Source organism: Burkholderia sp. RF7-non_BP4 (assembly GCF_001521935.1).
In the GTDB taxonomy this organism is placed as follows: Bacteria; Pseudomonadota; Gammaproteobacteria; order Burkholderiales; family Burkholderiaceae; genus Burkholderia; species Burkholderia diffusa.
The window spans coordinates 89,185-114,995 of record NZ_LOTA01000035.1 but is presented as its reverse complement, the minus strand read 5'-3'; the positions used below and the strand labels follow the sequence as shown (position 1 = coordinate 114,995).

Sequence of the window (25,811 nt, the reverse complement as noted above, 5' to 3'; positions counted from 1 at the left end):
GGGTCAGGCGGCGAGGGCCGCGAATGCGCGGCGTGCGGCCGCGAGCGTCGCGTCGATCACCGCGTCGTCGTGCGTGCTCGACACGAAGCCGGCCTCGTACGCGGACGGCGCGAAGTACACGCCTTCGTCGAGCATCAGGTGGAAGAAGCGGTTGAAGCGCTCGACGTTGCTCTTCGTCACTTCCGCGAAGCTGACCGGCACGCGCTCGGCGAAGTACAGGCCGAACATCGCGCCGATCGAGTCGGCGGCGAACGGCACGCCGGCCGCGCGCGCTTCGGCCGCGAGGCCATCGGCGAGGCGTTTCGTCTGCGCGGTCAGCGCGTCGTAGAAGCCGGGCGCCTGGATCAGTTGCAGCGTCTTCAGGCCCGCGGCGACCGCGATCGGGTTGCCCGACAGCGTGCCGGCCTGGTACACGCCGCCGAGCGGCGCGAGGTGGGCCATGATGTCGCGCCGGCCGCCGAACGCGGCGGCCGGCATCCCGCCGCCGATCACCTTGCCGAGGCAGGTGAGGTCGGCCGCGATCCCGTAGTACGCCTGCGCGCCGCCCAGCGCGACGCGGAAGCCGCACATCACCTCGTCGAAGATCAGCACGGCGCCGTGCTTCGTGCACAGCGCGCGCAGCGCATTCAGGAATTCGGGCGTGCCGCGCACGAGGTTCATGTTGCCCGCGACGGGCTCGACGATCACCGCGGCGATCTCGTCGCCGAACGCGCCGAACGCTTCTTCGAGCGCGGCGACGTTGTTGTATTCGAGGACGGTCGTGTGTTTCGCAATGTCGGCGGGCACGCCGGCCGACGTCGGGTTGCCGAACGTCAGCAGGCCGGAGCCGGCCTTGACCAGCAGGCTGTCCGCGTGGCCGTGATAGCAGCCCTCGAACTTGACGATGCGGCTGCGGCCCGTGAAGCCGCGCGCGAGACGCAGCGCGCTCATCGTGGCCTCGGTGCCGCTCGACACCATCCGCACCTGCTCGATCGACGGCACGAGCTTGCAGATTTCCTCGGCGATCTCGATTTCCGCCTCGGTCGGCGCGCCGAACGAAAAGCCGTCGGCGAGCACGTTCTGCACGGCCGACAGCACTTCCGGATGAACGTGGCCGACGATCATCGGGCCCCACGAGCCGATGTAGTCGATGTACTGCTTGCCGTCGGCATCCCAGAAGTACGGGCCCTGCGCGCGCGAGACGAAACGCGGCGTGCCGCCGACCGAACGGAAGGCGCGCACCGGCGAATTGACGCCGCCCGGAATGGTCTTCTGGGCGCGTTCGAAGAGGATCTGATTGTTGGACATGTGCGAAACCTGCGAGAGAAGGGCGCGGGGGCCTGTGCACGGGCCGCGGCGCCTGGGCGGAACGATCGTCCGATTGTACCGGAGACGCGCATGACGGGCCCGCCGCGCGGTCTGCGGCCTTTCGGCACGCAGGGGACTGGCCGGCGCGCATGGCCGGCGTCCGATCCGGCCCGTTTATCGCGGCGGCTTGCGCTTGCCGGTCAGTTCGACCCAGCGCTTCTCCAGCGGGCCTTCGACCATCGGCTTGATCGACGTGCCGGAGGACTGCGCGTCCCAGGTCTGCACCGAGTATGGATGCACGCGCAGCGCGTCGCGCGGGATCACGACGTCCTGATGGGCGTCGACCAGCCAGTCGTAGACGAAATCGATGCACAGCCGGTAGCCGCGCTTCGTCGCCGGGTCCGGCACTTCGTAGGGCGCGCGCGTCACGTAGCCCGAGCCGAACACGCCCTTCGGCTCCTTCGCGACGCGGTGCAGGAACACGCGATCGCCCGGCAGGATGCCGCGGGCAAAGCCGCAGCCCCACACGTCGTGCACGGCCTCGCCGGCCTTCACGCGCGCGGCGACGTCGGGCAGCTCGGGCCACGGCCATTTCTTGGGGCTCCAGATCAGCAGGAAAGCGGTCATCGGTTCGGTCGTGCGTCGATTGGGTCGGACAAGAGAAGCGGGGAGCCGCAAGCTTAATCGAATCCGCGTGCCGCCTCGCGCGCCAGCGGCGGCGATCGGCCGTACGGCGCCGTCCGGCCGTGCGCGGCGCCCGGCCGCCGGCACGCGAAAAAGTTGCGCGTACAATCATGGGCCTGAGCGCCGTCCGCGGCGCGGCCTCCCGTCTTCACCGCCACGCGCGCCCCGATGCGCGCGGGCCTCCATTCCGGATACCCATGTCCCACGTCGTCCGGCGCCGGCCCGATGCCCGGCTGATCCTGTTGCTTGGCGCGCTCGCCGCTTGCGGGCCGATCGCCACCGACATGTACCTGCCGAGCCTGCCGTCGATCGCCGACGGCTTTTCCGTCAGCCCCGGCGCCGCGCAGCGCACGCTGACGAGCTTCATGGCCGGCTTCTCGATCGGCATGCTGCTGTACGGTCCGATGTCCGATACGTGGGGCCGCCGGCCCGTGCTGCTCGGCGGCATCGCGCTGTTCACGCTCGCGAGCATCGGCTGCTTCGTGTCGAACTCGATCGACATGCTGATCCTCGTGCGGTTCCTGCAGGCGCTCGGCGCCGGCGCGGCGTCGGTGCTGTCGCGTGCGATCGCGCGCGACGCGCACGAGCCGACCGATGCGGCGAAGGTGCTGTCGATGGTCGCGATCGTCACTGCGGTCGGGCCGCTGCTCGCGCCGCTGATCGGAGGGCAGATCCTGCGCTTCTCGGGCTGGCGCGGCGTGTTCGTCGTGCTGGCCGTGTTCGGTGCGGTGTGCGCGACGACCGCGTACCTGCGCGTGCCCGAAACCTGGCCGAAGGAGCGGCGCAAGAGCGCGGCCGTGCTCGCGTCGTTCGCATCGTACGGGCGCATCCTCTCCGATCCGGTCGCGTGGGGGCACATGCTGTGCGGCGGGATGGCGTTCGCGTCGATGTTCTCGTACATCACCGCGACGCCGTTCGTGTACATCGAGTATTTTCACGTGTCGCCGCAGCACTACGGGCTGCTGTTCGGCCTGAACGTCGTCGGGATCATGATCGGCAATTTCGCGAATACGCGGCTCGTCGGCCGCGTCGGCTCGCTGCGCATCATCGCGGCCGCATCGCTCGTGAGCTGCATCGCGTCGCTCGCGGTCGCGCTCGTCGCGCTGACCGGGTGGGGCGGGTTGTGGTCGATCGTCGTGTGCCTGTTCTTCGTGGTCGGCGTGGTCGGGATCCTGTCCGCGAACTGCACGACCGACCTGATGCATCGCTATCCGCACAACGCGGGCGCGTCGGCGGCCGTGTTCGGCGCGATGCAGCTCGCGCTGGGCGCGATCGCGAGCGTCGCGATCGGCGCACTCGCGGACGGCACGCCGTTCGCGATGGGCGTGACGATCGGCGTCACCGGCGTGCTGTGTTTCGTCGGCCGCTCCCTCGTGCTGCGCTGGCATGGCCGGCCGGTGAAAGCAGGCGCCTGAGCCGCCGCGGCATGAAAAAACGCCACCGCGCGATGCGTCGGTGGCGTTTTTTTTCGGGCGGACGGAAAGCGGCCGCCGCCGTGCCGTGTCGGGCGTCAGTCCCGCGCGACGTCCTTCGCCGCCGGCGACGCGCCGTGGCTCAGCCAGTCGAGCACGTCGGCCGTCTCGTCGTCGCTCGCCCGTGCGCGCGCCTGCGCGACGGCCTCCGGCAGCTCGCCGTTGGTCGACGCGCGACGGATCGCGACGCCGACCGCGAGGATGTCGATCATCAGCAGATGCAGGATCCGCGAGATCATCGACAGCTGCGATTCGCGCATCTCGATGTGGTCGGTCTCGAGCGCGACGGTCGCGCGCTTCGCGAGCGGCGTGTTGCTCGACGTGATCGCGATCACCTTCGCGCCGGCCTGCATCGCGACTTCGAGCACGCGCAGCAATTCCGGCGCGCGTCCCGACTTCGACACCGCGACGATCACGTCGCCCTTGCCGAGCAGCGCGGCCGATGCGGCCTGCATGTACAGGTCGCCGTACGCGATCGTCGGAATCCCGAAGCGGAAGAACTTGTAATGCGCGTCCTGCGCGACGATGTTCGAGTTGCCGAGCCCGTAGAACTCGATGCGCCGCGCGCCGTTCAGGATCTCGATCGCGTTCTCGACGTGCTCGAAGTTCAGGTGTTCGCGCAACTGCAGGATCGCGGACACCGTGTTGTCGAGCACCTTCGCGCCGAAGTCGGTGGCCGTGTCGCCGAGATGCACCTGGCTGTGGCTCATCGGAATCGTGCCGGTGAGGCCGGTCGCGAGCTTCAGCTTGAAGTCCGACAGCCCCTGGCAGCCGAGCGAGCGGCAGAAGCGGATCACCGTCGGCTGGCTCACGTCCGCCTTGCGTGCGATGTCGACGATCGGGTCGTTGATGATCGAGCGCGGATGGTTCAGCGCGAGATCGGCGACGCGGCGCTCGGCCGGCGTCAGCGCGTCGCGCATCTGGCGGATCCGCTCGAACACGGCCGACGATGCGCCGCCCGACCGGTTCGACAACTGCTCCGCGAGGATCGCCGACACGCCGAGGAACGCCGGATATTCTGCGGTGATCAGGTAGGTCGGGATGTTCTGGAGATACTGCGCGAAGCGGCCCTTCGCCTCGAAGCGCGCGCGGAACGACGAGCGCGTGAACAGTTCGCCGAGCTTCAGCGCGACGCCGCCGCCGATGTATACGCCGCCGAGCGCGCCGAGCGTCAGCGCGAGGCTGCCGGCGAACGAGCCGAGGATGCCGCAGAAGCATTCGACCGCCTCGAGCGCGAGATCGTCGCCCGCATGCGCGCGCTCGACGATCTCCGCCGTGTCGACGGTCGCGGCCACGCGCTTCTTGTCGCGCGCGGCGAACGCGCGGTAGATGACCTCGATGCCGGGACCCGCGCACACGCGTTCGAACGACACGTGCGGAAACTTCTTGCGCGCGTATTGCAGCACGAGATCCTCGCGCTCGTCCTGCGGCGCGAACGATGCGTGACCGCCTTCGCTGCCGAGCGCGATCCAGCGGTCGTCCGCGGGAATCAGGCCGGAGACGCCGAGCCCGGTGCCGGGCCCGAGCAGCCCGATCACGCTGTTCTGGCGGCGCGTGCCGCCGCCGATCTGCACGCGCTGCGCATCGGTCAGGCCCGGCAGCGCCATCGCGAGCGCGGTGAAGTCGTTCACGACGAGCAGCGTGTCGAAGCCGAGCGCGCGGCGCGTGGCCTCGATCGAGAAGCTCCAGTCGTGATTGGTCATCGTGACCTGGTCGCCGTCGACCGGGTTCGCGATCGCGATCGCCGCATGGTTCACGCGGCTGATCTTCACGTCCTTCAGATACTTGCGGATCGCGTCGGTGAGCGTCGGATAGTCGGCGCCGGGGTAGACGCGGATCTGCGTGATCTCGCCGGGGCCGGTTTCCAGCGCGAAACGCGCGTTCGTGCCGCCGACGTCCGCGAGCAGGCGCGGGCCGTCGGCATGCTGGCCCGCGACGACAGCCTTACTTTGCGCACCAGTAGACATCGAGCTTGGTCCCCTTGTCGTTGGCCAGTTGGGAAATCGCGTTCTTCTGCAGCGATGCGGCCGCTGCGTCGAGCACCGCGCGTTTGCGTTCGCCCGCGATCAGCAGGAACAGCCGGTCGACGCGCTTGAGCGCATCGAGCGAGAAGCTCACCCGCGCATGCGGCGCGGCGCCGGGATGCACGGCGACGAAGCGCTCGGGCGTCGCGATCGCGTGGTCCCATTCGGGCGCGTCCGCGAAGATCGACGCGGTGTGGCCGTCCTCGCCCATGCCGAGCACGGCGACGCTCGGTACGCGGTAGTCGGCGTTCGCGTTGAGCGCGGCGACGTGCGCGTCGAGCGACACGCGCGTGTCGACGAGCGGCAGGAAGCGGGCAGGGGCCGCCGCGTGCTGCAGCAGCGTGTCGCGCACGAGGTGCGCGTTGCTGGCCGCATCGTCCTCCGGCACCCAGCGGTCGTCGACCAGCGTGACGTCGACGCCGGCCCAGTCGAGCGCCGCGTGCGACAGCGTTTGCAGGAACGGGCGCGGGCTCGTGCCGCCGGACACCGCGAGCGTCGGGCGCGCGGGGCCGCCGAGGGCGGCGCGCAGCGCATCGCCGACGGCGCGCGCGAGCGCTTCGCTTTGCGCTTCCTGGGTGTCGAAAGCGTGAATCTCGATCACATCTCCTCCGGACTGCTTTGTCTGTTCAATTCGTGCGAATCATGGGGCACGTTGCCGCGCGCTTGCGCGCACGACAACGGTTTGCATCAGTTTTCTTCTTCGAGCCAGCAGGTGCCGTGCTGCGCGAGCATCGCGCTCGCCGCGGCCGGCCCCCACGTGCCTGCCGCATACGGCTTCGGCGGCTTCAACGAGCGGGCCCATTCGTTCAGGATCGGCTCGACCCAGCGCCACGCGGCTTCCTGCTCGTCGCGACGCACGAACAGCGCGAGGCGGCCGTTGATCACGTCGAGCAGGAGGCGCTGGTACGCCTCCATCTGCCCTTCCTTGAAGAAGCGGTCGAACGCGAGGTCGAGGTGCACGCTCGCGAGGTTCATCCCTTCGCCGGGCTGCTTCGCGAGGCAGTACAGGCGAATCGTCTCGTTCGGCTGCAGCCGGATCACGAGGCGGTTCGAGCCGGCGCGCAGCGCGGTCGGCCCGAGGGCCGAGTGCGGCACCGGCCGGAAGTTGACGACGATCTCCGCGACGCGATCGGCGAGACGCTTGCCGGTGCGCAGGAAGAACGGCACGCCGGCCCAGCGCCAGTTCTCGATCTCGACCTTCAGCGCGACGAAGGTTTCGGTCGGGCTGTCCGGCTTCACGCCCGGCTCGGTCGCGTAGGCCGGCACCTGCGCGCCCTTGATCACGCCCGCATGATACTGGCCGCGCACCGCGACCTTGCCGATGTCGCGGGAATCGACGGGTTTCAGCGCGCGCAGCACGCGCAGCTTTTCGTCGCGCACCGAGTCGGAGTCCATCGAATGCGGCGGCTCCATGGCGACGATCGACAGCAGCTGCAGCAGGTGGTTCTGCACCATGTCGCGCAGCGCGCCCGTATTGTCGTAGAAATCGCCGCGCGCCTCGACGCCGAGCTCCTCGGCGATCGTGATCTGGATGCTCTCGACCCATTCGCGGCGCCACAGCGGCTCGAACAGCGCATTGCCGAAGCGCAGCGCGAGCAGGTTCTGCACCGGCTCCTTCCCGAGGTAGTGGTCGATCCGGTAGATCTGGTCTTCCGCGAAGATCTCGCCGACCGCGTCGTTGATCGCGTTCGACGAGCGCAGGTCGTAGCCGAGCGGCTTCTCGAGCACGATGCGCGCGCCTTCGTTCAGCCCGACCGACGCGAGCGCCTTGCAGATCGGCACGAACAGCGACGGCCCCGTCGCGAGATAGAACACGCGGATGCCGGGAAGCTGCGCGACCGCGTCGCGCAGCACGACGTAGTCCTCCGCGCGACCGAGGTCGAGCTTCACGTATTCGATGCGTTCGAGGAAGGATTTCCACGCGGTGTCGTCGAAGGCCTTGCCGGCCGCCTTCGCCGCGTGCGGCTTCACATGCGTGTCGACCCACTCGAGATAGCCGGCCCGATCCGATTCGTGCCGCGCGACGGCAACGATCCGGCCGCTTTCCGCGAGCATGTTGCCGCGGTGCGCTTCGAACAGCGCGGGCAGGATCTTGCGCATCGACAGGTCGCCGGTGCCGCCGAAAAGTACGAAGGTAAAGCTGGAATCGGTATGCATGTGTCTCCGCCGGTTGGGGTGCTGGGAAGCGATCCGTAGTGCGATAAAAATATTTTTGACACTGAATTGTAGTTTAACTACAATCCGCCGCAAGGGGTAGCACCTGGGCGAAGAAAAAAAGAAGTGCGGTCGATGAACTGCGCGAGCTTCGCCTTCGGGAACGCCTTGTGCCGAATGTTATCGGACATTGACGGTGCGCATCGTCCGCGCGCCGTCGCCCCCGGGCTCGCGCCGCAGCATCGCGGCGGGCCAGAAACACAAAGAGGAGACACGCCGTTGAATCTCGATTCACGCTTTCTGTAAGAGCCCGGCCGGTCATCGGCCCCGTACGCTGCATGCGTCCCGCGGCTCGATTTCCCCGTCGTTTATCAAGAAGCCGGTTCCCCGTCGGGGAACTTCACGAGTTGATTCAGTCTGGAGGAGATAAGTAATGAAAGTTCGCTCGATCATGGGCGCGCTCTGCGCCGCGGGTCTGATGGCTGGCGCCGTGGCGGCGCAGGCGGCCGAGAACGTAACCGTGCTGCACTGGTGGACCTCGGGCGGCGAGTCGAAGGCCGTCGGCGTGCTGAAGGACGACGTGCAGAAGCAGGGCTACGTGTGGAAGGACTTCGCGGTCGCGGGCGGCGCCGGCGCCGCGGCGATGACCGCGCTGAAGACCAAGGTGATCAGCGGCGACGCACCGTCGGCCGCGCAGATCAAGGGCCCGCTGATCCAGGACTGGGCCGACCAGGGCGTGCTCGTCAACATCGATTCCGCCGCTGGCGACTGGAAGCAGAACCTGCCGCCGGAAATCGACAAGATCATCAAGTACAAGGGCCACACCGTCGCCGCGCCGTTCTCGGTGCACCGCGTGAACTGGCTCTATATCAACAAGGCCGCGCTCGACAAGGTCGGCGCGAAGGTGCCGACCACCTGGCCGGAATTCTTCGCGGTCGCCGACAAGCTGAAGGCCGCGGGCATCCAGCCGGTCGCGATGGGCGGTCAGCCGTGGCAGGACCTGACGCTGTGGGAAGACGTCGTGCTGTCGCAGGGAGCGGCGTTCTACAAGAAGGCGCTGGTCGATCTCGACCAGGCGACGCTGACGTCGCCGCAGATGCTGTCCGTGTTCGACACGGTGCGCAAGATCCAGGGCTACTTCGATACCGGCCGCAACGGCCGCGACTGGAACCTCGCGACCGCGATGGTCATCAACGGCAAGGCCGGCATGCAGTTCATGGGCGACTGGGCGAAGGGCGAGTTCGAGAACGCCGGCAAGAAGGCGGGCAAGGACTACATCTGCGCGGCGGTCCCGGGTACGGCGAACTCGTACACGTTCAACGTCGACTCGTTCGTGTTCTTCCAGCAGAAGGGCCAGAAGGACGCGACGCCGGGCCAGGTCGCACTCGCGAAGACGATCATGACGCCGGGCTTCCAGGAGCAGTTCAGCCTGCTGAAGGGCTCGGTGCCGGTGCGCCTCGGCGTGAAGATGGACAAGTTCGACGACTGCGCGAAGAAGTCGTACGCCGACGAGCAGACCGCGATCAAGTCGGGCGGCTTCGTGCCGTCGCTCGCACACGGGATGGCGCAGGGCGATGCAACGGCCGGCGCGATCACCGACGTCGTGACGAAGTTCATGAACTCGCAGCAGGATTCGAAGAGCGCGGTCGCCGCGCTCGCGAAAGCCGCGAAGGTGAAGTAAAGCGCGACAGGCGCCCGGCCGGAAACGCTTCGTCGGCCGGGCGTTTTTGCAAGTGCAGCAAACGGGCTCGCCCGCGGGCCCGTGCCGTACCTGGCGCCGGCCCGGCCTGCGTCACCCTCGTTCCAGGAGTCGAATCAAGTGGCTGCCCCTCTTAGCGGAAACGGATCCGGCGCTGCCGCCGCACGGCGCACGTCGCCGCTGTCGGCCTTCGCCGATCGCTGGATCCCGAAGCTCGTGCTCGCGCCGAGCCTCGCGATCGCCGTGGTGTTCATCTACGGCTTCATTCTGATTACCGGCTATCTGTCGCTGACCAACTCGCGGCTGTTGCCGAACTACGAATTCGACGGCTTCGGCCGTTACACGGACCTGTTCCAGAACGACGTGTGGTGGACCTCCGCCGCGAACCTCGGCTGGTTCGGGATTCCGTTCATCGCGATCTGCGTCGCACTCGGGCTGTTCCTGGCGATCCTGCTCGACCAGCGGATCCGCAACGAAGGCGCGCTGCGCGCGATCTTCCTGTATCCGATGGCGCTGTCGTTCATCGTCACGGGCACCGCATGGCAGTGGATCCTGAACCCGGGCCTCGGCCTGGAGAAGGTGATGCACGACTGGGGCTGGACGAGCTTCTCGTTCGGCTGGCTCGACGATCCGGACAAGGCGATCTTCTGTATCGTGATCGCCGCCGTGTGGCAGTCGACCGGCTTCGTGATGGCGCTGTTCCTCGCTGGGTTGCGCGGTGTCGACGCCGAGATCTTCAAGGCCGCGCAGGTCGACGGCGCGACGCTGCCGACCATCTACCGCAAGATCGTGATCCCGAGCATGCGCCCGGTGTTCTTCTCGGTGCTGCTGATTCTCTGCCACATCACGATCAAGACCTTCGACCTGGTGGTCGCGTTGACGGCGGGCGGCCCCGGCACGTCGTCGTCGCTGCCGGCCATGTTCATGTACACGTTTTCGTTCAACCGCGGCCAGCTCGGGCTCGGCGCGGCGTCGTCGGTGATGATGCTCGCGACCGTGGTCGCCGTGCTGGTGCCGCTGATGTATATGGAATCGAGGAGCACCCGCAATGCAGCCTAAGATGACGATCAGCCGGGCAGTGATCTATGCGGCGCTGATCCTGTTCGCGCTGTATTTCCTGTTCCCGATCTACGTGATGCTGTCGACGTCCTTCAAGGATCTCGACCAGTTGCGCACCGGCAACCTGCTGACGCCGCCGACGCACTGGACCGTCGATCCGTGGGTGAAGGCGTGGAGCGGCGCGTGTACCGGCGTGCGCTGCGACGGCATGAAGCCGTTCTTCCTGAACTCGCTGCAGATGGTGATCCCGGCCGTGCTGATCTCGTCGCTGATCGGCGCGTTCAACGGCTACGTGCTCACGCACTGGCGCTTTCGCGGCGCGGATGCGCTGTTCACGATGATGCTGGTCGGCTGCTTCATTCCGTTCCAGGTGATCCTGCTGCCGATGGCGCGCCTGCAGGGGATGCTCGGCCTTGCCAACACGATTCCGGGCCTGGTGTTCGTGCACGTCGTGTACGGGATCGCGTTCACGACGATGTTCTTCCGCAACTTCTACGTGAGCGTGCCGGCCGAGCTCGTGAAGGCCGCGCGCATCGACGGCGCGGGCTTCTTCACGATCTTCACGAAGATCCTGCTGCCCGTGTCGCTGCCGATCTTCATGGTGTGCCTGATCTGGCAATTCACGCAGATCTGGAACGACTTCCTGTTCGGGATCGTGTTCTCCGGCGTCGACTCGATGCCGATCACGGTCGCGCTGAACAACCTCGTCAACACGTCGACGGGCGTGAAGGAGTACAACGTCGACATGGCCGGCGCGATCATCGCCGCGCTGCCGACGCTGCTCGTCTACGTGGTCGCCGGCCGCTACTTCGTGCGCGGGCTGACGGCGGGCGCGGTGAAGGGGTAAGCGCGGATTCATCCGATACGACGAACCGGCCGCGCACGACGCGCGGCGCATCGAAACGAACCCGACGCGGCGCCGCAGTGCGTCGCGCGAGACGAGACAGAGGATTCACAGCATGGCAAGCCTTTCCATCCGTGACGTGTACAAGACCTACCCGAACGGGGTGCCGGTCCTGAAGGGTGTCGACATCGAGATCGAGGACGGACAGTTCCTGATCCTGGTCGGCGGATCGGGCTGCGGGAAGTCGACGCTGCTCAACATGATCGCCGGCCTCGAGACCGTGACGAGCGGCGAGATCTGCATCGACGGCAAGGTCGTGAACGACCTGTCGCCGAAGGATCGCGACATCGCGATGGTGTTCCAGTCGTACGCGCTGTATCCGTCGATGACGGTGCGCGAGAACATCTCGTTCGGCCTGAACATCCGCAAGGTGCCGAAGAGCGAGCAGCAGCAGATCGTCGAGCGCGTGTCGGCGATGCTGCAGATCCAGCATCTGCTGGACCGCAAGCCGGGCCAGCTGTCGGGCGGCCAGCGCCAGCGTGTCGCGATGGGCCGTGCGCTCGCGCGCGATCCGTCGCTGTTCCTGTTCGACGAACCGCTGTCGAACCTCGACGCGAAGCTGCGCATCGAGATGCGCGCGGAAATCAAGCTGCTGCACCAGCGCCTCGGCACGACGATCGTCTACGTGACGCACGACCAGATCGAGGCGATGACGCTCGGCGACCGGATCGCGGTAATGAAGGACGGTGTGGTCCAGCAGTTCGGCGCGCCGCAGGAAATCTACGATTCGCCGTCGAACCTGTTCGTCGCGGGCTTCATCGGCGCGCCGCCGATGAACTTCATCAACGGCAAGCTGGTCGAGCAGGGCAGCGGGATCGCGCTCGAGATCGACACGGGCCTCGCGCGTGGCGCGCTGAACCTGCCGTTCGACGCGAAGCGGATGAACGGCCACGTCGGCCGCGAGGTGATCCTCGGCCTGCGTCCGGAGCGCATCACCGACGTGCGCAACGCGCACCACGGCGAGACGTCGCAGCTGCAGCCGATCGACGTGCGCGTTGACGTGACGGAGCCGACCGGGCCGGACACGCACGTGTTCGCGCAGGTCAACGGCAAGCGGATCGTGAGCCGCGTGCATCCGGCCGCGAATCCGCAGCCGGGGCAGACGCAGTCGCTGCTGTTCGACGTGTCGAAGGCGGTGCTGTTCGATCCGGCGTCGGAAGAGCGGATCGCGTGAGGGCGCGTATGCGCTGAACGAAAGAGAAGGGGCCGTCTCGAACGGCCCCTTTGCGTTTTGGCGTGCCGGCGATGCGCGGCGGTATCGCGGTATCAGTGCGGTGTCAGTGCGGCAACCGCACGTCGAACTTGAACGTCGCGAGCCGCGCGACGAGGATGAAGCCGGTCGCGAGCAGCACGCTGTAGACCGAATCGAACTGCAGCCACGCGAGCAGCAGGTAGAACCAACAGCCGATGAACGCGCAGGTCGCGTACGGCCGCGAATCGCGCAGGATCAGCGGGATGTCGTTGCACAACACGTCGCGGATGATCCCGCCCACCACGCCCGTGATCACGCCCATCATCACCGCGATGAAGCGCGGCATCTCGGCATCGAGCGCGATCGCGGTACCGGAGATGCTGAAGATGCCGAGCCCGATCGCGTCGGCCACCAGCAGCAGCCGCTCGGCCGACAGTCGCGACAGCATCCGCAGCACGAACGGCGCGAACAGCGCGAGCACGAAGATCGCGATCACGTAGTCGTCGTGCACGACCCAGTAGAACGGCCGGCGCTCGAGCAGGATGTCGCGCAGCGTGCCGCCGCCGAACGCGGTGGCGAGCGCGACGACGAACGTGCCGACCGAGTCGAGCCGGTTCTTGCGTGCCTCGATGAAACCCGAGATCGCGAACGCCAGCGTCGCGATCGCTTCCAGTACCGCGATCGCGAGCGTCAGCCTAGGATGCGGCACGCGGCCCCCGATCGGCGGGCGCCGCGTGCGGCTGCAGCAGCACGAGCACCGCGCCCGCGCCGCCGTCGTGGCTGCGCGCCTCGCAGAACGCGATCACTTCTTCCTTCTGCACGAGCCATGCGCGCACCTTGCCCTTCAGCACGGGTTCCTTGCCGATCGAGCCGAGCCCCTTGCCGTGAATCACGCGCAGGCACCGCAGCCCCTTCTTGCCGGCCTCGCGGATGAATTCCGCGAGTGCGTCGCGCGCTTCGTCGCGCCGCATCCCGTGCAGGTCGAGCTGCGCCTGCACGATCCATGCGCCGCTCCTCAGCTTGCGCACGACGTCGCGGCTGATGCCGGGGCGGTGGTAATACAGCGATTCGTCGCTGTCGAGCAGCGTCTCGGGATCGAATTCGTCGGACAGCGTCGCATTCAGCACGTCTTCCTCGTCGCGCCGAGTCTGCTTCGGCACCGGGTCGGGCGGCGTGCGGCCGGACTTCGCGCGCGGCGGCGCGTTCAGCGGCTGGATCGCGCCGATTTCGTTGCGGAACAGGTTCGCGTCGGCCTCGGCCTGGCGGGCGGCCTTCGCGGTTTCGACGCGGGTGCGCTCGCGGCGGTCGGCTTCGCCTTGCAGCGACTTGCGCAACGCGCCGAGGCCGGCCAGACCCTGGCCGCGCAGCGCGGCTGCGTCGGGCGCGGGCGGCGGCGCGGCGGGCGCGGGGTTCGACGGACGGGCGGCGATCTGCCGCTTCGCGGGATCGCTCGGATGGGGCTGGTTCTTTGCCATGATTCGGTAACCGGGCAGGCGCGTTCGGACGCGCGGGCACAAAAAAGCCGCTGCACGGCGGCAGCGGCTTTCCGGTCGAGCCCGCTTCGCGGCAGCGGACGCCATTGTAGCGCCCGGCGCGTGAAGGCCCGACGCTTACTTCTTGTCGTGCAGGCTTTCGAGGTAGCGCTGCGCGTCGAGCGCGGCCATGCAGCCCGTGCCGGCGCTCGTGATCGCCTGGCGATACACGTTGTCCTGCACGTCGCCGGCGGCGAACACGCCCGGCACGCTGGTCGACGTCGCGTTGCCTTGCAGGCCGCTCTTCGTCAGGATGTAGCCGTCCTTCATCTCGAGCTGGCCCTGGAACAGGTCGGTATTCGGCTTGTGGCCGATCGCGACGAACACGCCCTGCACGCTGAGGTCCTGCTTCTCGCCGGTCTTCACGTTCTTGATGCGCAGGCCCGTGACGCCCGATTCCTCGCCCGTCACCTCGTCGAGCACGTGATCCCACTTGATGTCGACGACGCCTTCCTTTTCCTTCTCCAGCAGACGGTCGATCAGGATCGGCTCGGCGCGGAACTTGTCGCGGCGGTGGATCACCGTGACCTTCTTCGCGATGCCCGTCAGGTAGAGCGCTTCCTCGACGGCCGTGTTGCCGCCGCCGATCACAGCGACTTCCTGGTTGCGATAGAAGAAGCCGTCGCAGGTCGCGCAGGCCGACACGCCCTTGCCCATGAATGCTTCCTCGGAAGCCAGGCCGAGATACTGCGCGGACGCGCCGGTCGCGATGATCAGCGAGTCGCACGTGTATTCGCCGGAGTCGCCGATCAGCCGGATCGGCTTTTCGTGCAGTTTCGCGGTGTGGATGTGATCGAATACGATTTCGGTGTTGAAACGCTCGGCGTGCTCCTGGAAGCGCGCCATCAGTTCCGGGCCTTGCACGCCCTTCGCGTCCGCCGGCCAGTTTTCGACGTCGGTCGTGGTCATCAGCTGGCCGCCCTGCGCGATGCCGGTGATCAGCACCGGGGACAGGTTGGCGCGTGCCGCGTAGACGGCAGCCGTGTAGCCGGCGGGGCCGGAACCGAGAATCAGGACTTTGGCGTGTTTGGGCGTGGACATGTGCGAATCCGTAAAAGGCGGCCGCGGCGGGCGGGGTAGGCCCGCCGTACGATCCGGGTTGACCGGGATGCCGTCATAGATGGGTATCAGACGCGCATTATAAAGGCCCCGTTGCTGCGCTGCCGAACGAGAGTTTCAATCGTGGCGATAGCATTGCCCGGCAGTCGCTTCGGCGCCCCCGGCCCTCTTATGTAACCGTCATTTACACTTGACGCCCCGATGCAGCGTTTACAATAAGCGCGATCGAACGACAGGCGGGCGCGCGGCCCGTCCTCTTTATACGGATTCATGGCAAAAGCTCCTTATTCCGCCCAGGCACAGGCGTTGCCGCACCGGATGTCGAAGCTCCTCACGGAGATCCGCTGGATTCTCCAGGTCGCGCTCTGCGCTTTTCTGGTGATGGCCCTGTTGAGCTACAGCCGGCGCGATCCGAGCTGGACGCACGCCGCGCAGGTGGACCACATCTCGAACTGGGCCGGTCGCGTCGGCGCATGGACGGCCGACATCATCCTGCTGCTGTTCGGCCTGTCGGCCTACTGGCTGATCGTGCCGCTCGGGCGGCGCATCGCGGTCAACTACCGGCGCATCACGCGTCACGAGGCGGTCGCCGACGAACCGGAGCGGCCGATCGGCTGGCTCACCGAGATCTTCGCGTTCGTGCTCGTCGTGCTGGCGTGCGACGGCATCGAGGCGCTGCGGATGTGGTCGCTGAAGGTGCAGCTGCCGCGCGCGCCGGGCGGCGTGATCGGCGAGGCCGTCGCGGGTGCGATGTCGCATGCGTTCGGCTTCACCGGCGGCACGCTGCTGCTCCTGATCCTGCTCGCGATCGGCCTGTCGCTGTATTTCCGCTTCTCGTGGCTGTCGGTCGCCGAGCGCGTCGGCGGCGCGATCCTGTCCGCCGTCAACGTCGCGAAGCTGCGCCGCGAGGCCGAACGCGACCGCAAGCTCGGCGAGGCCGCGGCCGTGCGCCGCGAAGGGAAGGTCGAAGAGGAGCGCGTGCGCATCGAGGATCACGAGCCCGTGACGATCGTGCCGCCGGTCGTCACGCCGGCGAAGTCCGAGCGCGTCGAGCGCGAGCGCCAGGTGCCGCTGTTCACCGACCTGCCGGGCGATTCGACGCTACCGCCGGTGTCGCTGCTCGATCCCGCGCCGAAGACGCAGGAAGCGATTTCGGCCGATACGCTCGAATTCACGTCGCGCCTGATCGAGAAGAAGCTGAAGGACTTCGGTGTCGAGGCGAGCGTCGTCGCCGCGTATCCGGGCCCGGTCGTCACGCGCTACGAAATCGAGCCGGCCACCGGCGTGAAGGGCAGCCAGATCGTCAACCTCGCGAAGGATCTCGCGCGTTCGCTGTCGCTCGTGTCGATCCGCGTGGTCGAGACGATCCCCGGCAAGAACTACATGGCGCTCGAGCTGCCGAACCAGCGCCGCCAGACGGTCCACCTGTCCGAGATCATCGGCTCGGAAGTCTATGCGGCCGCGTCGTCGGCGCTGACGCTGAGCCTCGGCAAGGACATCGGCGGCAAGCCGGTGTGCGCGGATCTCGCGAAGATGCCGCACTTGCTGGTCGCCGGCACGACCGGTTCGGGCAAGTCGGTCGGGATCAACGCGATGATCCTGTCGCTGCTCTACAAGGCCACCGCGGAGCAGGTGCGCCTGATCCTGATCGATCCGAAGATGCTTGAAATGAGCGTCTACGAAGGTATTCCGCATCTGCTGTGCCCGGTCGTCACCGACATGCGCCAGGCCGGCCATGCGCTGAACTGGACCGTCGCGGAGATGGAGCGCCGCTACAAGCTGATGAGCAAGCTCGGCGTGCGCAACCTCGCGGGCTACAACAACAAGATCGACGAAGCGGCGAAGCGCGAGGAAAAGATCCCGAATCCGTTCAGCCTGACGCCGGACGATCCCGAACCGCTCGGCCGCCTGCCGAACATCGTCGTCGTGATCGACGAGCTGGCCGACCTGATGATGGTCGTCGGCAAGAAGGTCGAGGAGCTGATCGCGCGGATCGCGCAGAAGGCGCGCGCGGCCGGTATCCACCTGATCCTCGCGACGCAGCGTCCGTCCGTCGACGTGATCACCGGCCTGATCAAGGCGAACGTGCCGACGCGGATCGCGTTCCAGGTGTCGTCGAAGATCGACTCGCGCACGATTCTCGACCAGATGGGCGCCGAATCGCTGCTCGGGATGGGCGACATGCTGTACCTGCCGCCGGGCACCGGGCTGCCGGTGCGCGTGCACGGCGCGTTCGTCGCCGACGACGAAGTGCATCGCGTCGTCGACAAGCTCAAGGAGCAGGGCGAGCCGAACTACGTCGAAGGGCTGCTCGAGGGCGGCACCGTCGACGGCGACGAGGGTTCGGCCGGCGCGGGAACCGGCGAAGGCGGCGGCGAGTCTGATCCGTTGTACGACCAGGCGGTCGAGATCGTCATCAAGAACCGCCGCGCGTCGATTTCGCTCGTGCAGCGCCATTTGCGGATCGGCTACAACCGCGCGGCGCGGCTGCTCGAACAGATGGAACAGTCGGGGCTCGTGTCGGCGATGTCGTCGAGCGGCAACCGCGAAATTCTTGTGCCGGCGCGCGACGCGGAATGAGTCCGCGGCGCCCGCAGCGCCGGCCACCCAGGGAGAAAACCGCAACATGCAGCAACTTTCGTTCGTCCCTTCCCTTCGTTCGACGCGGCGCTGGCTCGGCGCGGCGTTCGCCGGCGCATCGCTGATGCTCGCGGCGACGCACGCGTTCGCGGGCGGCACCGAGCAACTGAAGGCCTTCGTGTCGCAGGTGCGATCGGCGAAAGGCGATTTCACGCAGCAGATCGTCAAGGCGCCGGCCAAGGGCGCGAGCGCCGCACAGGCCGCGCCGAAGCCGAACGACAACTCGAGCGGCACGTTCGTGTTCTCGCGTCCGGGCAAGTTCATCTGGACGTACCAGAAGCCGTACCAGCAGGTGCTGCAGGCCGACGGCGACAAGCTCTACGTGTACGACCGCGACCTGAACCAGGTCACCGAGCGCAAGCTGAACGGCGCGCTGGGCGCGAGCCCGGCCGCGATCCTGTTCGGCAGCAACGATCTCGACAAGAACTACACGCTGCGCGACGCCGGCGAGAAGGGCGGCATCGAGTGGCTGGAGATGCTGCCGAAGGCGCAGGACACGCAGTTCCAGCGGATCGGCATCGGTTTCCGCAACGGCACGCTCGCCGCGATGGAACTGCACGACGTGTTCGGCAACGTCACGCTGCTCACCTTCACGAACATCCAGACGAACCCGCCGCTGAAGAGCGATGCGTTCAAGTTCGTCGTGCCGAAGGGCGCGGACGTGATCAACGGCTGATCGGCGCCGCACCATTTTCCCGACACGGGCCTGCCGGCGACGGCAGGCCCGTGTTGTTTTGGGGCGCGGGCACTGGGCGCGGGCACCGGGCGCGGGCATCCGGCCCGGCGGCGCCGTCGTGCGGCTGTCATAATGTCGGGTCCGGCGGCCGGTTCGGCCGCCATCGTTTGATCTGGAGCGAGGGTTCATGTCCGACCTGTTTCAAGTCGAGCCGCGCCGGCCGCTCGCCGAGGCGCTGCGGCCGAAGACGCTCGCCGAGGTGATCGGCCAGACGCATCTGCTGGGCGAAGGCAAGCCGCTGCGGCTCGCGTTCGAATCCGGCAAGCCGCATTCGATGATCCTGTGGGGGCCGCCCGGCGTCGGCAAGACGACGCTCGCGCGTCTTACCGCGCTCGCGTTCGACTGCGAGTTCATCGCGCTGTCCGCGGTGCTCGGCGGCGTGAAGGACATCCGCGAGTCGATGGAGCAGGCGAAGGACACGCTGAACCGCACCGGCCGCCACACGATCCTGTTCGTCGACGAAATCCACCGCTTCAACAAGGGGCAGCAGGACGCGCTGCTGCCGTTCGTCGAGTCGGGGCTCGTGACCTTCATCGGAGCGACGACCGAGAACCCGAGCTTCGAAGTCAACTCGGCGCTGCTGTCGCGGGCGCAGGTGTACGTGCTGCAGTCGCTGAACGACGACGAAATGCGCCAGCTCCTCAAGCGCGCGCAGGAAATCGCGCTCGACGGCCTCGCGTTCGACGACAAGGCGATCGATACGCTGATCGGTTATGCCGACGGCGACGCGCGGCGCTTCCTGAATCTGCTCGAGCAGGCGCAGACGGCCGCATCGTCCGCAAGGGTCACGACCATCGATGCCGATTTCGTCAGCAGCGCGATGACGCTGAACGCGCGGCGCTTCGACAAGGGCGGCGACAACTTCTACGACCAGATCTCGGCGCTGCACAAGTCGGTGCGCGGTTCGAGCCCGGACGGCGCGCTGTACTGGTTCTGCCGGATGATCGACGGCGGCGCGGATCCGAAATATCTCGCGCGCCGGATCGTGCGGATGGCGTGGGAAGACATCGGCCTCGCCGACCCGCGCGCGCTGCAGGTGGCGAACGACGCGGCCGAGACCTACGAGCGGCTCGGCTCGCCGGAAGGCGAGCTGGCGCTCGGGCAGGCGGTGATCTATCTCGCGTGCGCGGCGAAGAGCAACGCGGGCTACAACGCGTTCAATCAGGCGATGGCGTTCGTGAAGCAGGACAAGTCGCGCGAGGTCCCCGTGCATCTGCGCAATGCGCCGACCAAGCTGATGAAGGAACTCGGCTACGGTCACGCGTATCGCTACGCGCACGACGAGCCGAATGCCTACGCGGCCGGCGAGTCGTACCTGCCGGAGGGGATGCGCGAGCCGCGCTGGTACAAGCCGGTGCCGCGCGGGCTCGAATCGAAGATCGCCGACAAGCTCGCGTGGCTGCGCGAACTCGACCGCGAGGCCGGCAAGAAGGACTGACCGGCCGCGCGCGGCTTGGAGCGCCGGCTCCTGGCCGGCACGGCTGACGCACGCCGAGCAGCGGCGCCGCGCGACGCGTTTCGCCGGCTGCCGACGCGCAGCCGGGATTGCGATATTCCCACGCCCGTCACGCGTTTGCGGCACTGTCCATCCGGCCAATGCCGTGGCGGCCCCGCGGTGCGTTAGAATTCCCGTCTTACACAACGATTTTCCAAGTCCTCCCATGCTCGACATCCAGTTGCTGCGCAAAGACCTCGACGGCGTCGCGAAGCGCCTCGCCGATCGCGGCTACACCCTCGACGTCGCCGCCTTCTCCGCACTCGAAGCGGAACGCCGTGCGATCCAGACCCGTACCGAAGAGCTCCAGGCACGCCGCAACAGCCTGTCGAAGCAGATCGGCGCGATGAAGGGGAAGGGCGAGGACACGTCGGCCGTCATGGCCGAAGTCGGCGGGATCGGCGACGAGATGAAGGCGTCGGAGACCAAGCTCGGCGAGATCCAGACGCGCCTGTCCGACCTGATGCTGGGCATGCCGAACATCGCGCACGAAAGCGTGCCGGTCGGCAAGGACGAGGCCGACAACGTCGAGGTGCGCCGCTGGGGCACGCCGCGCGAGTTCGACTTCGAAGTGAAGGATCACGTCGACGTCGGCACGCCGCTCGGCCTCGATTTCGAAACCGGCGCGAAGCTCGCCGGTGCGCGCTTCACGATGCTGCGCGGCTCGATCGCACGCCTGCACCGCGCGCTCGCCCAGTTCATGATCGACACGCACACGCTGCAGCACGGCTACAGCGAGACGTACACGCCGTACATCGTGAACCCCGAAATCCTTTACGGCACGGGCCAGCTGCCGAAGTTCGCCGACGACATGTTCCGCGTCGAGAAGGGCGGCGCCGAAAACACGATCACGCAGTACCTGATCTCCACGTCCGAGATTTCGCTGACGAATACCGTGCGCGAATCGATCGTCGAAGGCGCCGCGCTGCCGATCAAGCTGACCGCGCATTCGCCGTGCTTCCGTTCGGAAGCCGGTTCGTACGGCCGCGACACGCGCGGCATGATCCGCCAGCACCAGTTCGACAAGGTCGAGATGGTGCAGGTCGTCGCGCCGGACGCTTCGTACGCGGCACTCGACGAGATGGTCGGCCACGCGGAAGCGATCCTGCAGAAGCTCGGCCTGCCGTACCGCGTGATCACGCTTTGCACGGGCGACATGGGCTTTTCGGCCGCGAAGACGTTCGACCTCGAAGTGTGGCTGCCCGCGCAGAACACCTATCGCGAGATCTCGAGCTGCTCGAACACCGAGGCGTTCCAGGCGCGCCGCATGCAGGCACGTTTCCGCAACGCGCAGGGCAAGCCGGAACTCGTGCATACGCTGAACGGTTCCGGCCTCGCGGTCGGCCGCACGCTCGTGGCCGTGCTGGAGAACTACCAGAATGCCGACGGTTCGGTCACGGTGCCGGAGGCACTGCGTCCGTACATGGGCGGCATGGAGCGAATCGAAGCGCCTGCGCAGGCGTCGTGAGATTGCTCCGCGATCGGTCTTCGAAGGCCCCGCAAAAAAATTTGCAAAAAGGGCTTGTGAGATTCAAAGAGATCGTTCTATAATCTTTTCTTTCCCGGACGCGACCAACCGGGAAATGAAGCAGCAAGGAAGGAGAGGTGGCAGAGTGGTCGAATGTACCTGACTCGAAATCAGGCGTACGGTTTCCCCGTACCGTGGGTTCGAATCCCACCCTCTCCGCCAAAATACGAAGCCCCGTGATCCGGAAGGATCACGGGGTTTTTCGTTTGGGTCGCGCGTGAGTGAACGCTGCGTCGATGGCGGTGTACGATAGCGCCCAGGCGTTGGGGCCCGTCACACGAACCACAAAAAGCCACGATGAGAGCGAGCACGCGAATCTGGGGGATGCTGACCGGGGCGGTATTGCTGACGGCGCTTGCCGCCGGCATGTGTGTCACGCACGCGGATTGGGTCGTGAATCCTGGCAGCGTCGTCGAGTTCGCGCAGCACGTCGCGCTCGGCTTTGCTGCAAGCGCGTTCCTTGCCGTGCTGTCTCGCGTGCGCCGCTATCGCGACATCGCGCGAACGCTGCGCTGTCGCGAATTCGCATTCGCGCTACTGAGCGTGGCGCTGCTCGCAACGCTCAGCGCGGCCGTCGCCGTGCTCGATTATCTTTGCGTGGCGATCGCCCCGCCGTCGATCGAAAGCCATCTCGTTCGCTTCGATGCGATGCTCGGTTTCCATTGGCCGGACCTGTACCGATGGGTGACGGCGCAAGCCGGCCTGCACCGTGTGCTCGACCTCGCGTATCGCAGCGGCATGCCGCAACTGTTTGCGGTGCCGTTCATCCTCGCGGCGGTCCGTCGCGTCGACGATCTCGCCGAGTTCGTCGCGCAGTTCATGTTCGCGGTGATCGTGGTCGTGCTCGTCTCCACGCCGTTCCCCGCCGCCAGCGCATTTGTCCATTTCGGCATCACCGACCCGGGCACCGCATCGACGGTGACGCACTACGGCCTGTTGCGCAGCGGGCAACTCCGTCAACTGAATCTGGCCGACGCGCAGGGGCTCGTGTCGTTGCCGTCGTTTCACGTGATGCTGGCGCTGCTGTTCGCGTATGCGGTGCGGCATGTCCGCTACGTGTTTCCGGCTGCGATCGTGCTGAATGCGGTGATGATCGCGTCGACGCCGACGCAGGGCGGCCACTATCTCGCCGACGTGATCGCCGGGATCGTATGCGGCGCGCTGTCGATCGCCGCGGTACGTCGCTGGATGGGCGGTCGACGCGCGATCGAGGCGGCCGGACCGCACGCGGCAAGCCCGACCTGATCGCGCGACGCCAGAGTCGCAATCTCCCCTTGCGTGCCGGCGGGCCCGGTTCCTCGCCGTCGCCGAATCGCCGTCCTCCTCGCGGCAGCTCCGGCGGAATCCCGCTGCCGATGTCCCGCTTCAGCCTTGGTTTCGCGCGCCGTTAACAATGGGCGACGGCACGCGCCTTTTGCGTCGTCGCCGTTTCCCGTCGATTCAAGGTCCCATGAAGCTGAGCTACAAGATTCCCCTCGCATTCGCCATCGCGCTGCTGCTGATGTTCTGCGGCGCCCTGTACGGCATCCGCATCCTCAATCGCTCGATCGATACGTTCGCGAACGACGTGCAGACCCGGGTCGCCGACGAGCGGCTCGTGTCGGCGACGCTCGTGCAGTTCAAGCTGCAGGTCCAGGAATGGAAGGACACGCTGCTGCGCGGCAAGCAGCCCGACAAGCTCGACAAGTACTGGCAGGCATTCCAGACGCGCGAGCGCACGGTCGATACGCTCGCCGCGCAGCTCGTGAACCAGTTGCCGCCCGGCGAGAGCCGTACGCTCGTCGAGCAGTTCTTGCGCGCGCATGCCGCGATGGGTGACGGCTATCGGCGCGGGTTCGACGCATTCAAGGCCGCTGGCTTCGAGCCGACGGCCGGAGATGCGGCCGTCGCGGGCGTCGACCGTGCACCCGCCGCGCTGCTCGAGCGCGCGGCGAAGGCGATTGCCGACGAGAGCGCCGCCGTGTCGGCGCAAGCGAGCCGCGATGCGAGCCACGCCACCGCGGCGAGCGTCGTGCTGATGCTGATCGTACTCGGCATCGCGATGATCGGTGCGTTCCTGTTCAGCCGCGCGATCCTGCGGCCGCTCGATCGCGCCGTGGCCTGTGCGCAGGCGGTAGCGGGCGGCGACCTGACGCGCGATGTCGACGCGGCCGGTCGTGACGAAATCGCCGATCTGCTGCGGGCGTTGCGGACGATGCAGGCAAGCCTGTCGGGCGTCGTGCTCGAGGTACGGACGCATGCCGAAGCCGTCGCGACCGCGAGCGCGCAGATCGCGGCGGGCAATCATGACCTGTCGTCGCGCACCGAGGCGCAGGCTGCGTCGCTCGAGGAAACCGCCGCCAGCATGACCGAGCTGACGGGTATCGTGCGTCAGTCGGCCGAGCACGCGCAGCACGCGGCGCAACTGGCGCGCGACGCGTCGGACATCGCGTCCGCGGGCGGCGGCGTGATGACCGACGCCGTCGACACGATGGGCGGGATCGCCGCCAGCGCGGCGAAGGTCGGCGAGATCATCGCGGTCATCGACGGCATCGCGTTCCAGACCAACATCCTCGCGCTGAACGCGGCCGTCGAGGCGGCGCGCGCGGGGGAGCAGGGGCGTGGCTTCGCGGTCGTCGCGTCGGAGGTGCGCACGCTCGCGCAGCGCAGCGCGGCCGCCGCGAAGGAGATCAAGGCGCTGATCGAGCAATCGACGCGGCGGGTCGACGAGGGCGCCGTGCTGATCGCGCGCGCGGGCGAATCGATCCACGAGATCGTCGGCGCGGTGCAGCGGGTCACGTCGATCGTCGGCGAGATTTCGTCCGCATCGCAGGAGCAGAGTGGCGGGATCCAGCAGGTGAACGTCGCGGTCACGCAGATGGACGAGGCGACGCAGCGCAACGCGGCGCTGGTCGAACAGGCGTCGGCCGCGACGCAGGCGCTGGCCGAGCAGGCGAGCGCGCTGCGGCACGCGGTCGCCGTGTTCAGGCTGCCGCAGGCCGCGTGACGATATCGCAGACCGCGACCACACCGTCGAGCATCACGCCGCGGCCGAATACTGCGCGAGCACGCGCGCGCGGATCGACGGCTTGATGTTCGACTGCGCCATGTCGCCGCCGTAATGCGCGACGACACGCGGATTCATCACGCGATACCAGAGCGGCGGCACATACGCGAACAGGATCATCGTCGCGTAGCCGGCCGGCAGTTGCGGCGAGTCGTCGAAGTGGCGCAGCGCCTGGTATGAGCGTGTCGGGTTCGCGTGATGGTCGGCGTGCCGCTGCAACTGATACAGGAACAGGTTGGTGACGACGTGATTGCTGTTCCACGAATGCTGCGGCGTGCAGCGTTCGTAGCGGCCGCTCGGCAGCTTGCGGCGGCCGAGCCCGTAGTGTTCGACGTAGTTGACGACTTCGAGCAGCGACGCACCGTACACGGCCTGGATCACGAGGAACGGAATCACGACCTTGCCGGCCATCGCGATCGCGATGCCCCACACGACGACGGTCATCGCCCACGCATGCAGCACCTCGTTGCGCCAGGTCCACGGCGAATGCCCGAGGCGCTCGAGGCGCGCCGTCTCGAGCCGCCAGGCCGAGCGGATGCTGCCGGTCACGGTGCGCGGCAGGAACGCCCAGAACGATTCGCCGTAGCGCGCGCTCGCCGGATCCTCGGCCGTCGCGACGCGTACGTGATGGCCGCGATTGTGCTCGACGAAGAAGTGCCCGTACGCGACCGGCGCGAGCGTGACTTTCGCGAGCCAGCGCTCGAAGCGGCTGGTCTTGTGCCCGAGTTCGTGCGCGGTGTTGATCGAGATGCCCGTCGCGGCGCCGAGCGACAGCGCGAAGCCGACGTAGTCGTACCACGCGAGCGCATGCGTGCCGACGATCCACACGCACACGAAGAACGCGATGTATTCGACCAGCGTCGCGAGATAGACGATGTAGCGGTAGTAGCGCTCGCGTTCGAGGTGCGGGACGGCGGCTTCGGGCGGATTGTCGCGATCGTCGCCGATCAGCGTATCGAGGACCGGGATCACGCCGAACGCGAACAGCGGGCCGAACCACCAGAACACGTGAAGGCCCGTCGACAGTGCGAGCTGGGCCGAGAGGATCGGCAGCGTGATCGTCACCGCGCCGAGCAGCCATAGATAACGTTTGCCATCCGACCAGCCCGAGGCCGATGCGTCGGTCATTGCCATCGTCTCCCTCCTTGTTTTGGCCGGCTCCCGCGTGTGCGGGCGCGGCGGCCGGGTGACGCGTTCGTCGTCGTTCGAATCGTCGTGGGTCCGCGGTGCAACGCGCGGCACGGATCGTTGGTCCGGTTGTGCCATTTATACGACCGTCGCGCACGCTTTCCAAACCCTC

Annotated in this window: 20 protein-coding genes and 1 tRNA gene; 12 read left to right on the top strand and 9 right to left on the bottom strand. The window is 67.3% G+C overall.

Translation table 11 applies throughout. The features are described 5' to 3' along the window. Positions 1-3 precede the first annotated feature (3 nt). Both hemL and WS49_RS15900 read right to left on the bottom strand, forming a co-directional pair. Positions 4-1,287 (bottom strand): glutamate-1-semialdehyde 2,1-aminomutase, encoded by a 1,284-nt coding sequence (hemL, locus tag WS49_RS15905; RefSeq protein WP_059530198.1) that lies wholly within the window; start codon positions 1,285-1,287, stop codon positions 4-6. A 174-nt stretch (positions 1,288-1,461) separates the two neighbouring features. Continuing rightward, complete coding sequence (locus WS49_RS15900) at positions 1,462-1,914, bottom strand: hypothetical protein (RefSeq protein ID WP_059530197.1); 453 nt, start codon at positions 1,912-1,914, stop codon at positions 1,462-1,464. A gap of 254 nt (positions 1,915-2,168) precedes the next feature. Between WS49_RS15900 and WS49_RS15895 the strand changes: the two genes are divergently transcribed. Continuing rightward, positions 2,169-3,386, top strand: a complete 1,218-nt coding sequence (locus WS49_RS15895; protein ID WP_059530194.1) for a Bcr/CflA family multidrug efflux MFS transporter — start codon at positions 2,169-2,171, stop codon at positions 3,384-3,386. Between the two features lie 95 nt (positions 3,387-3,481). On the opposite strand, the gene WS49_RS15890 is transcribed toward WS49_RS15895, so the two are convergent. The 3 genes from WS49_RS15890 to zwf form a co-directional block, all read right to left on the bottom strand. Then, complete coding sequence (locus WS49_RS15890; RefSeq protein ID WP_059530192.1) at positions 3,482-5,410, bottom strand: bifunctional transcriptional regulator/glucokinase; 1,929 nt, start codon at positions 5,408-5,410, stop codon at positions 3,482-3,484. Then, positions 5,388-6,068 carry a 6-phosphogluconolactonase gene (gene pgl / locus WS49_RS15885; protein WP_059530190.1) on the bottom strand — a complete coding sequence of 227 codons (681 nt, stop codon included), beginning with the start codon at positions 6,066-6,068 and terminating at the stop codon, positions 5,388-5,390. The genes WS49_RS15890 and pgl overlap by 23 nt, the downstream gene beginning before the upstream one ends. Positions 6,069-6,154: 86 nt before the next feature. Then, on the bottom strand, positions 6,155-7,624 hold the full coding sequence (gene zwf / locus WS49_RS15880) for a glucose-6-phosphate dehydrogenase (protein ID WP_059530188.1): 1,470 nt from the start codon (positions 7,622-7,624) through the stop codon (positions 6,155-6,157). Positions 7,625-8,054: 430 nt separating this feature from the next. Here zwf and WS49_RS15875 point away from each other — a divergent pair, with 430 nt between their 5' ends. From WS49_RS15875 to WS49_RS15860, 4 genes are all read left to right on the top strand, one after another. Then, entirely contained in the window at positions 8,055-9,302 is a 1,248-nt protein-coding gene (locus tag WS49_RS15875) for an ABC transporter substrate-binding protein (protein WP_059530186.1), read from the top strand. Between the two features lie 138 nt (positions 9,303-9,440). Then, on the top strand, positions 9,441-10,379 hold the full coding sequence (locus WS49_RS15870; protein WP_059530184.1) for a carbohydrate ABC transporter permease: 939 nt from the start codon (positions 9,441-9,443) through the stop codon (positions 10,377-10,379). After that, positions 10,369-11,226, top strand: a complete 858-nt coding sequence (locus tag WS49_RS15865) for a carbohydrate ABC transporter permease (RefSeq protein WP_059448153.1) — start codon at positions 10,369-10,371, stop codon at positions 11,224-11,226. Before WS49_RS15870 ends, WS49_RS15865 begins: the two co-directional genes overlap by 11 nt. Positions 11,227-11,338: 112 nt before the next feature. Then, complete coding sequence (locus tag WS49_RS15860) at positions 11,339-12,457, top strand: ABC transporter ATP-binding protein (protein ID WP_059530181.1); 1,119 nt, start codon at positions 11,339-11,341, stop codon at positions 12,455-12,457. 103 nt (positions 12,458-12,560) lie between these two features. Here WS49_RS15860 and WS49_RS15855 read toward each other — a convergent pair whose 3' ends face one another. The 3 genes from WS49_RS15855 to trxB form a co-directional block, all read right to left on the bottom strand. Further along, positions 12,561-13,184 (bottom strand): trimeric intracellular cation channel family protein, encoded by a 624-nt coding sequence (locus tag WS49_RS15855; protein ID WP_059530178.1) that lies wholly within the window; start codon positions 13,182-13,184, stop codon positions 12,561-12,563. Next, positions 13,171-13,950 carry a Smr/MutS family protein gene (locus tag WS49_RS15850; RefSeq protein WP_059530175.1) on the bottom strand — a complete coding sequence of 260 codons (780 nt, stop codon included), beginning with the start codon at positions 13,948-13,950 and terminating at the stop codon, positions 13,171-13,173. Before WS49_RS15850 ends, WS49_RS15855 begins: the two co-directional genes overlap by 14 nt. A 135-nt stretch (positions 13,951-14,085) precedes the next feature. After that, the gene (gene trxB, locus WS49_RS15845; RefSeq protein ID WP_059530173.1) at positions 14,086-15,048 is read right to left on the bottom strand and encodes a thioredoxin-disulfide reductase; all 963 of its coding nucleotides are present in this window, start codon (positions 15,046-15,048) and stop codon (positions 14,086-14,088) included. A gap of 288 nt (positions 15,049-15,336) precedes the next feature. Here trxB and WS49_RS15840 point away from each other — a divergent pair, with 288 nt between their 5' ends. The 7 genes from WS49_RS15840 (at position 15,337) to WS49_RS15810 (ending at position 24,451) form a co-directional block, all read left to right on the top strand. After that, a complete protein-coding gene (locus WS49_RS15840; RefSeq protein WP_059530170.1) occupies positions 15,337-17,646 on the top strand; it encodes a DNA translocase FtsK in 2,310 nt (769 codons plus the stop codon). 46 nt (positions 17,647-17,692) lie between these two features. Continuing rightward, entirely contained in the window at positions 17,693-18,382 is a 690-nt protein-coding gene (gene lolA / locus WS49_RS15835; RefSeq protein WP_059530168.1) for an outer membrane lipoprotein chaperone LolA, read from the top strand. A gap of 187 nt (positions 18,383-18,569) precedes the next feature. After that, a complete protein-coding gene (locus WS49_RS15830; protein WP_014897797.1) occupies positions 18,570-19,880 on the top strand; it encodes a replication-associated recombination protein A in 1,311 nt (436 codons plus the stop codon). A gap of 223 nt (positions 19,881-20,103) precedes the next feature. Then, positions 20,104-21,405 carry a serine--tRNA ligase gene (gene serS / locus WS49_RS15825; protein WP_059530166.1) on the top strand — a complete coding sequence of 434 codons (1,302 nt, stop codon included), beginning with the start codon at positions 20,104-20,106 and terminating at the stop codon, positions 21,403-21,405. A 131-nt stretch (positions 21,406-21,536) separates the two neighbouring features. Continuing rightward, positions 21,537-21,627 (top strand) — tRNA-Ser (locus WS49_RS15820). 135 nt (positions 21,628-21,762) lie between these two features. Further along, positions 21,763-22,710: a phosphatase PAP2 family protein gene (locus WS49_RS15815; protein WP_257127664.1), complete on the top strand. Its 948-nt coding sequence runs from the start codon at positions 21,763-21,765 to the stop codon at positions 22,708-22,710. 205 nt (positions 22,711-22,915) lie between these two features. Then, complete coding sequence (locus tag WS49_RS15810; RefSeq protein WP_059530162.1) at positions 22,916-24,451, top strand: methyl-accepting chemotaxis protein; 1,536 nt, start codon at positions 22,916-22,918, stop codon at positions 24,449-24,451. A 33-nt stretch (positions 24,452-24,484) separates the two neighbouring features. Here the strand turns inward: WS49_RS15810 and WS49_RS15805 are convergent, their stop codons facing one another. Beyond that, positions 24,485-25,645 carry an alkane 1-monooxygenase gene (locus WS49_RS15805; RefSeq protein ID WP_059530159.1) on the bottom strand — a complete coding sequence of 387 codons (1,161 nt, stop codon included), beginning with the start codon at positions 25,643-25,645 and terminating at the stop codon, positions 24,485-24,487. Between the last annotated feature and the right edge of the window lie 166 nt (positions 25,646-25,811).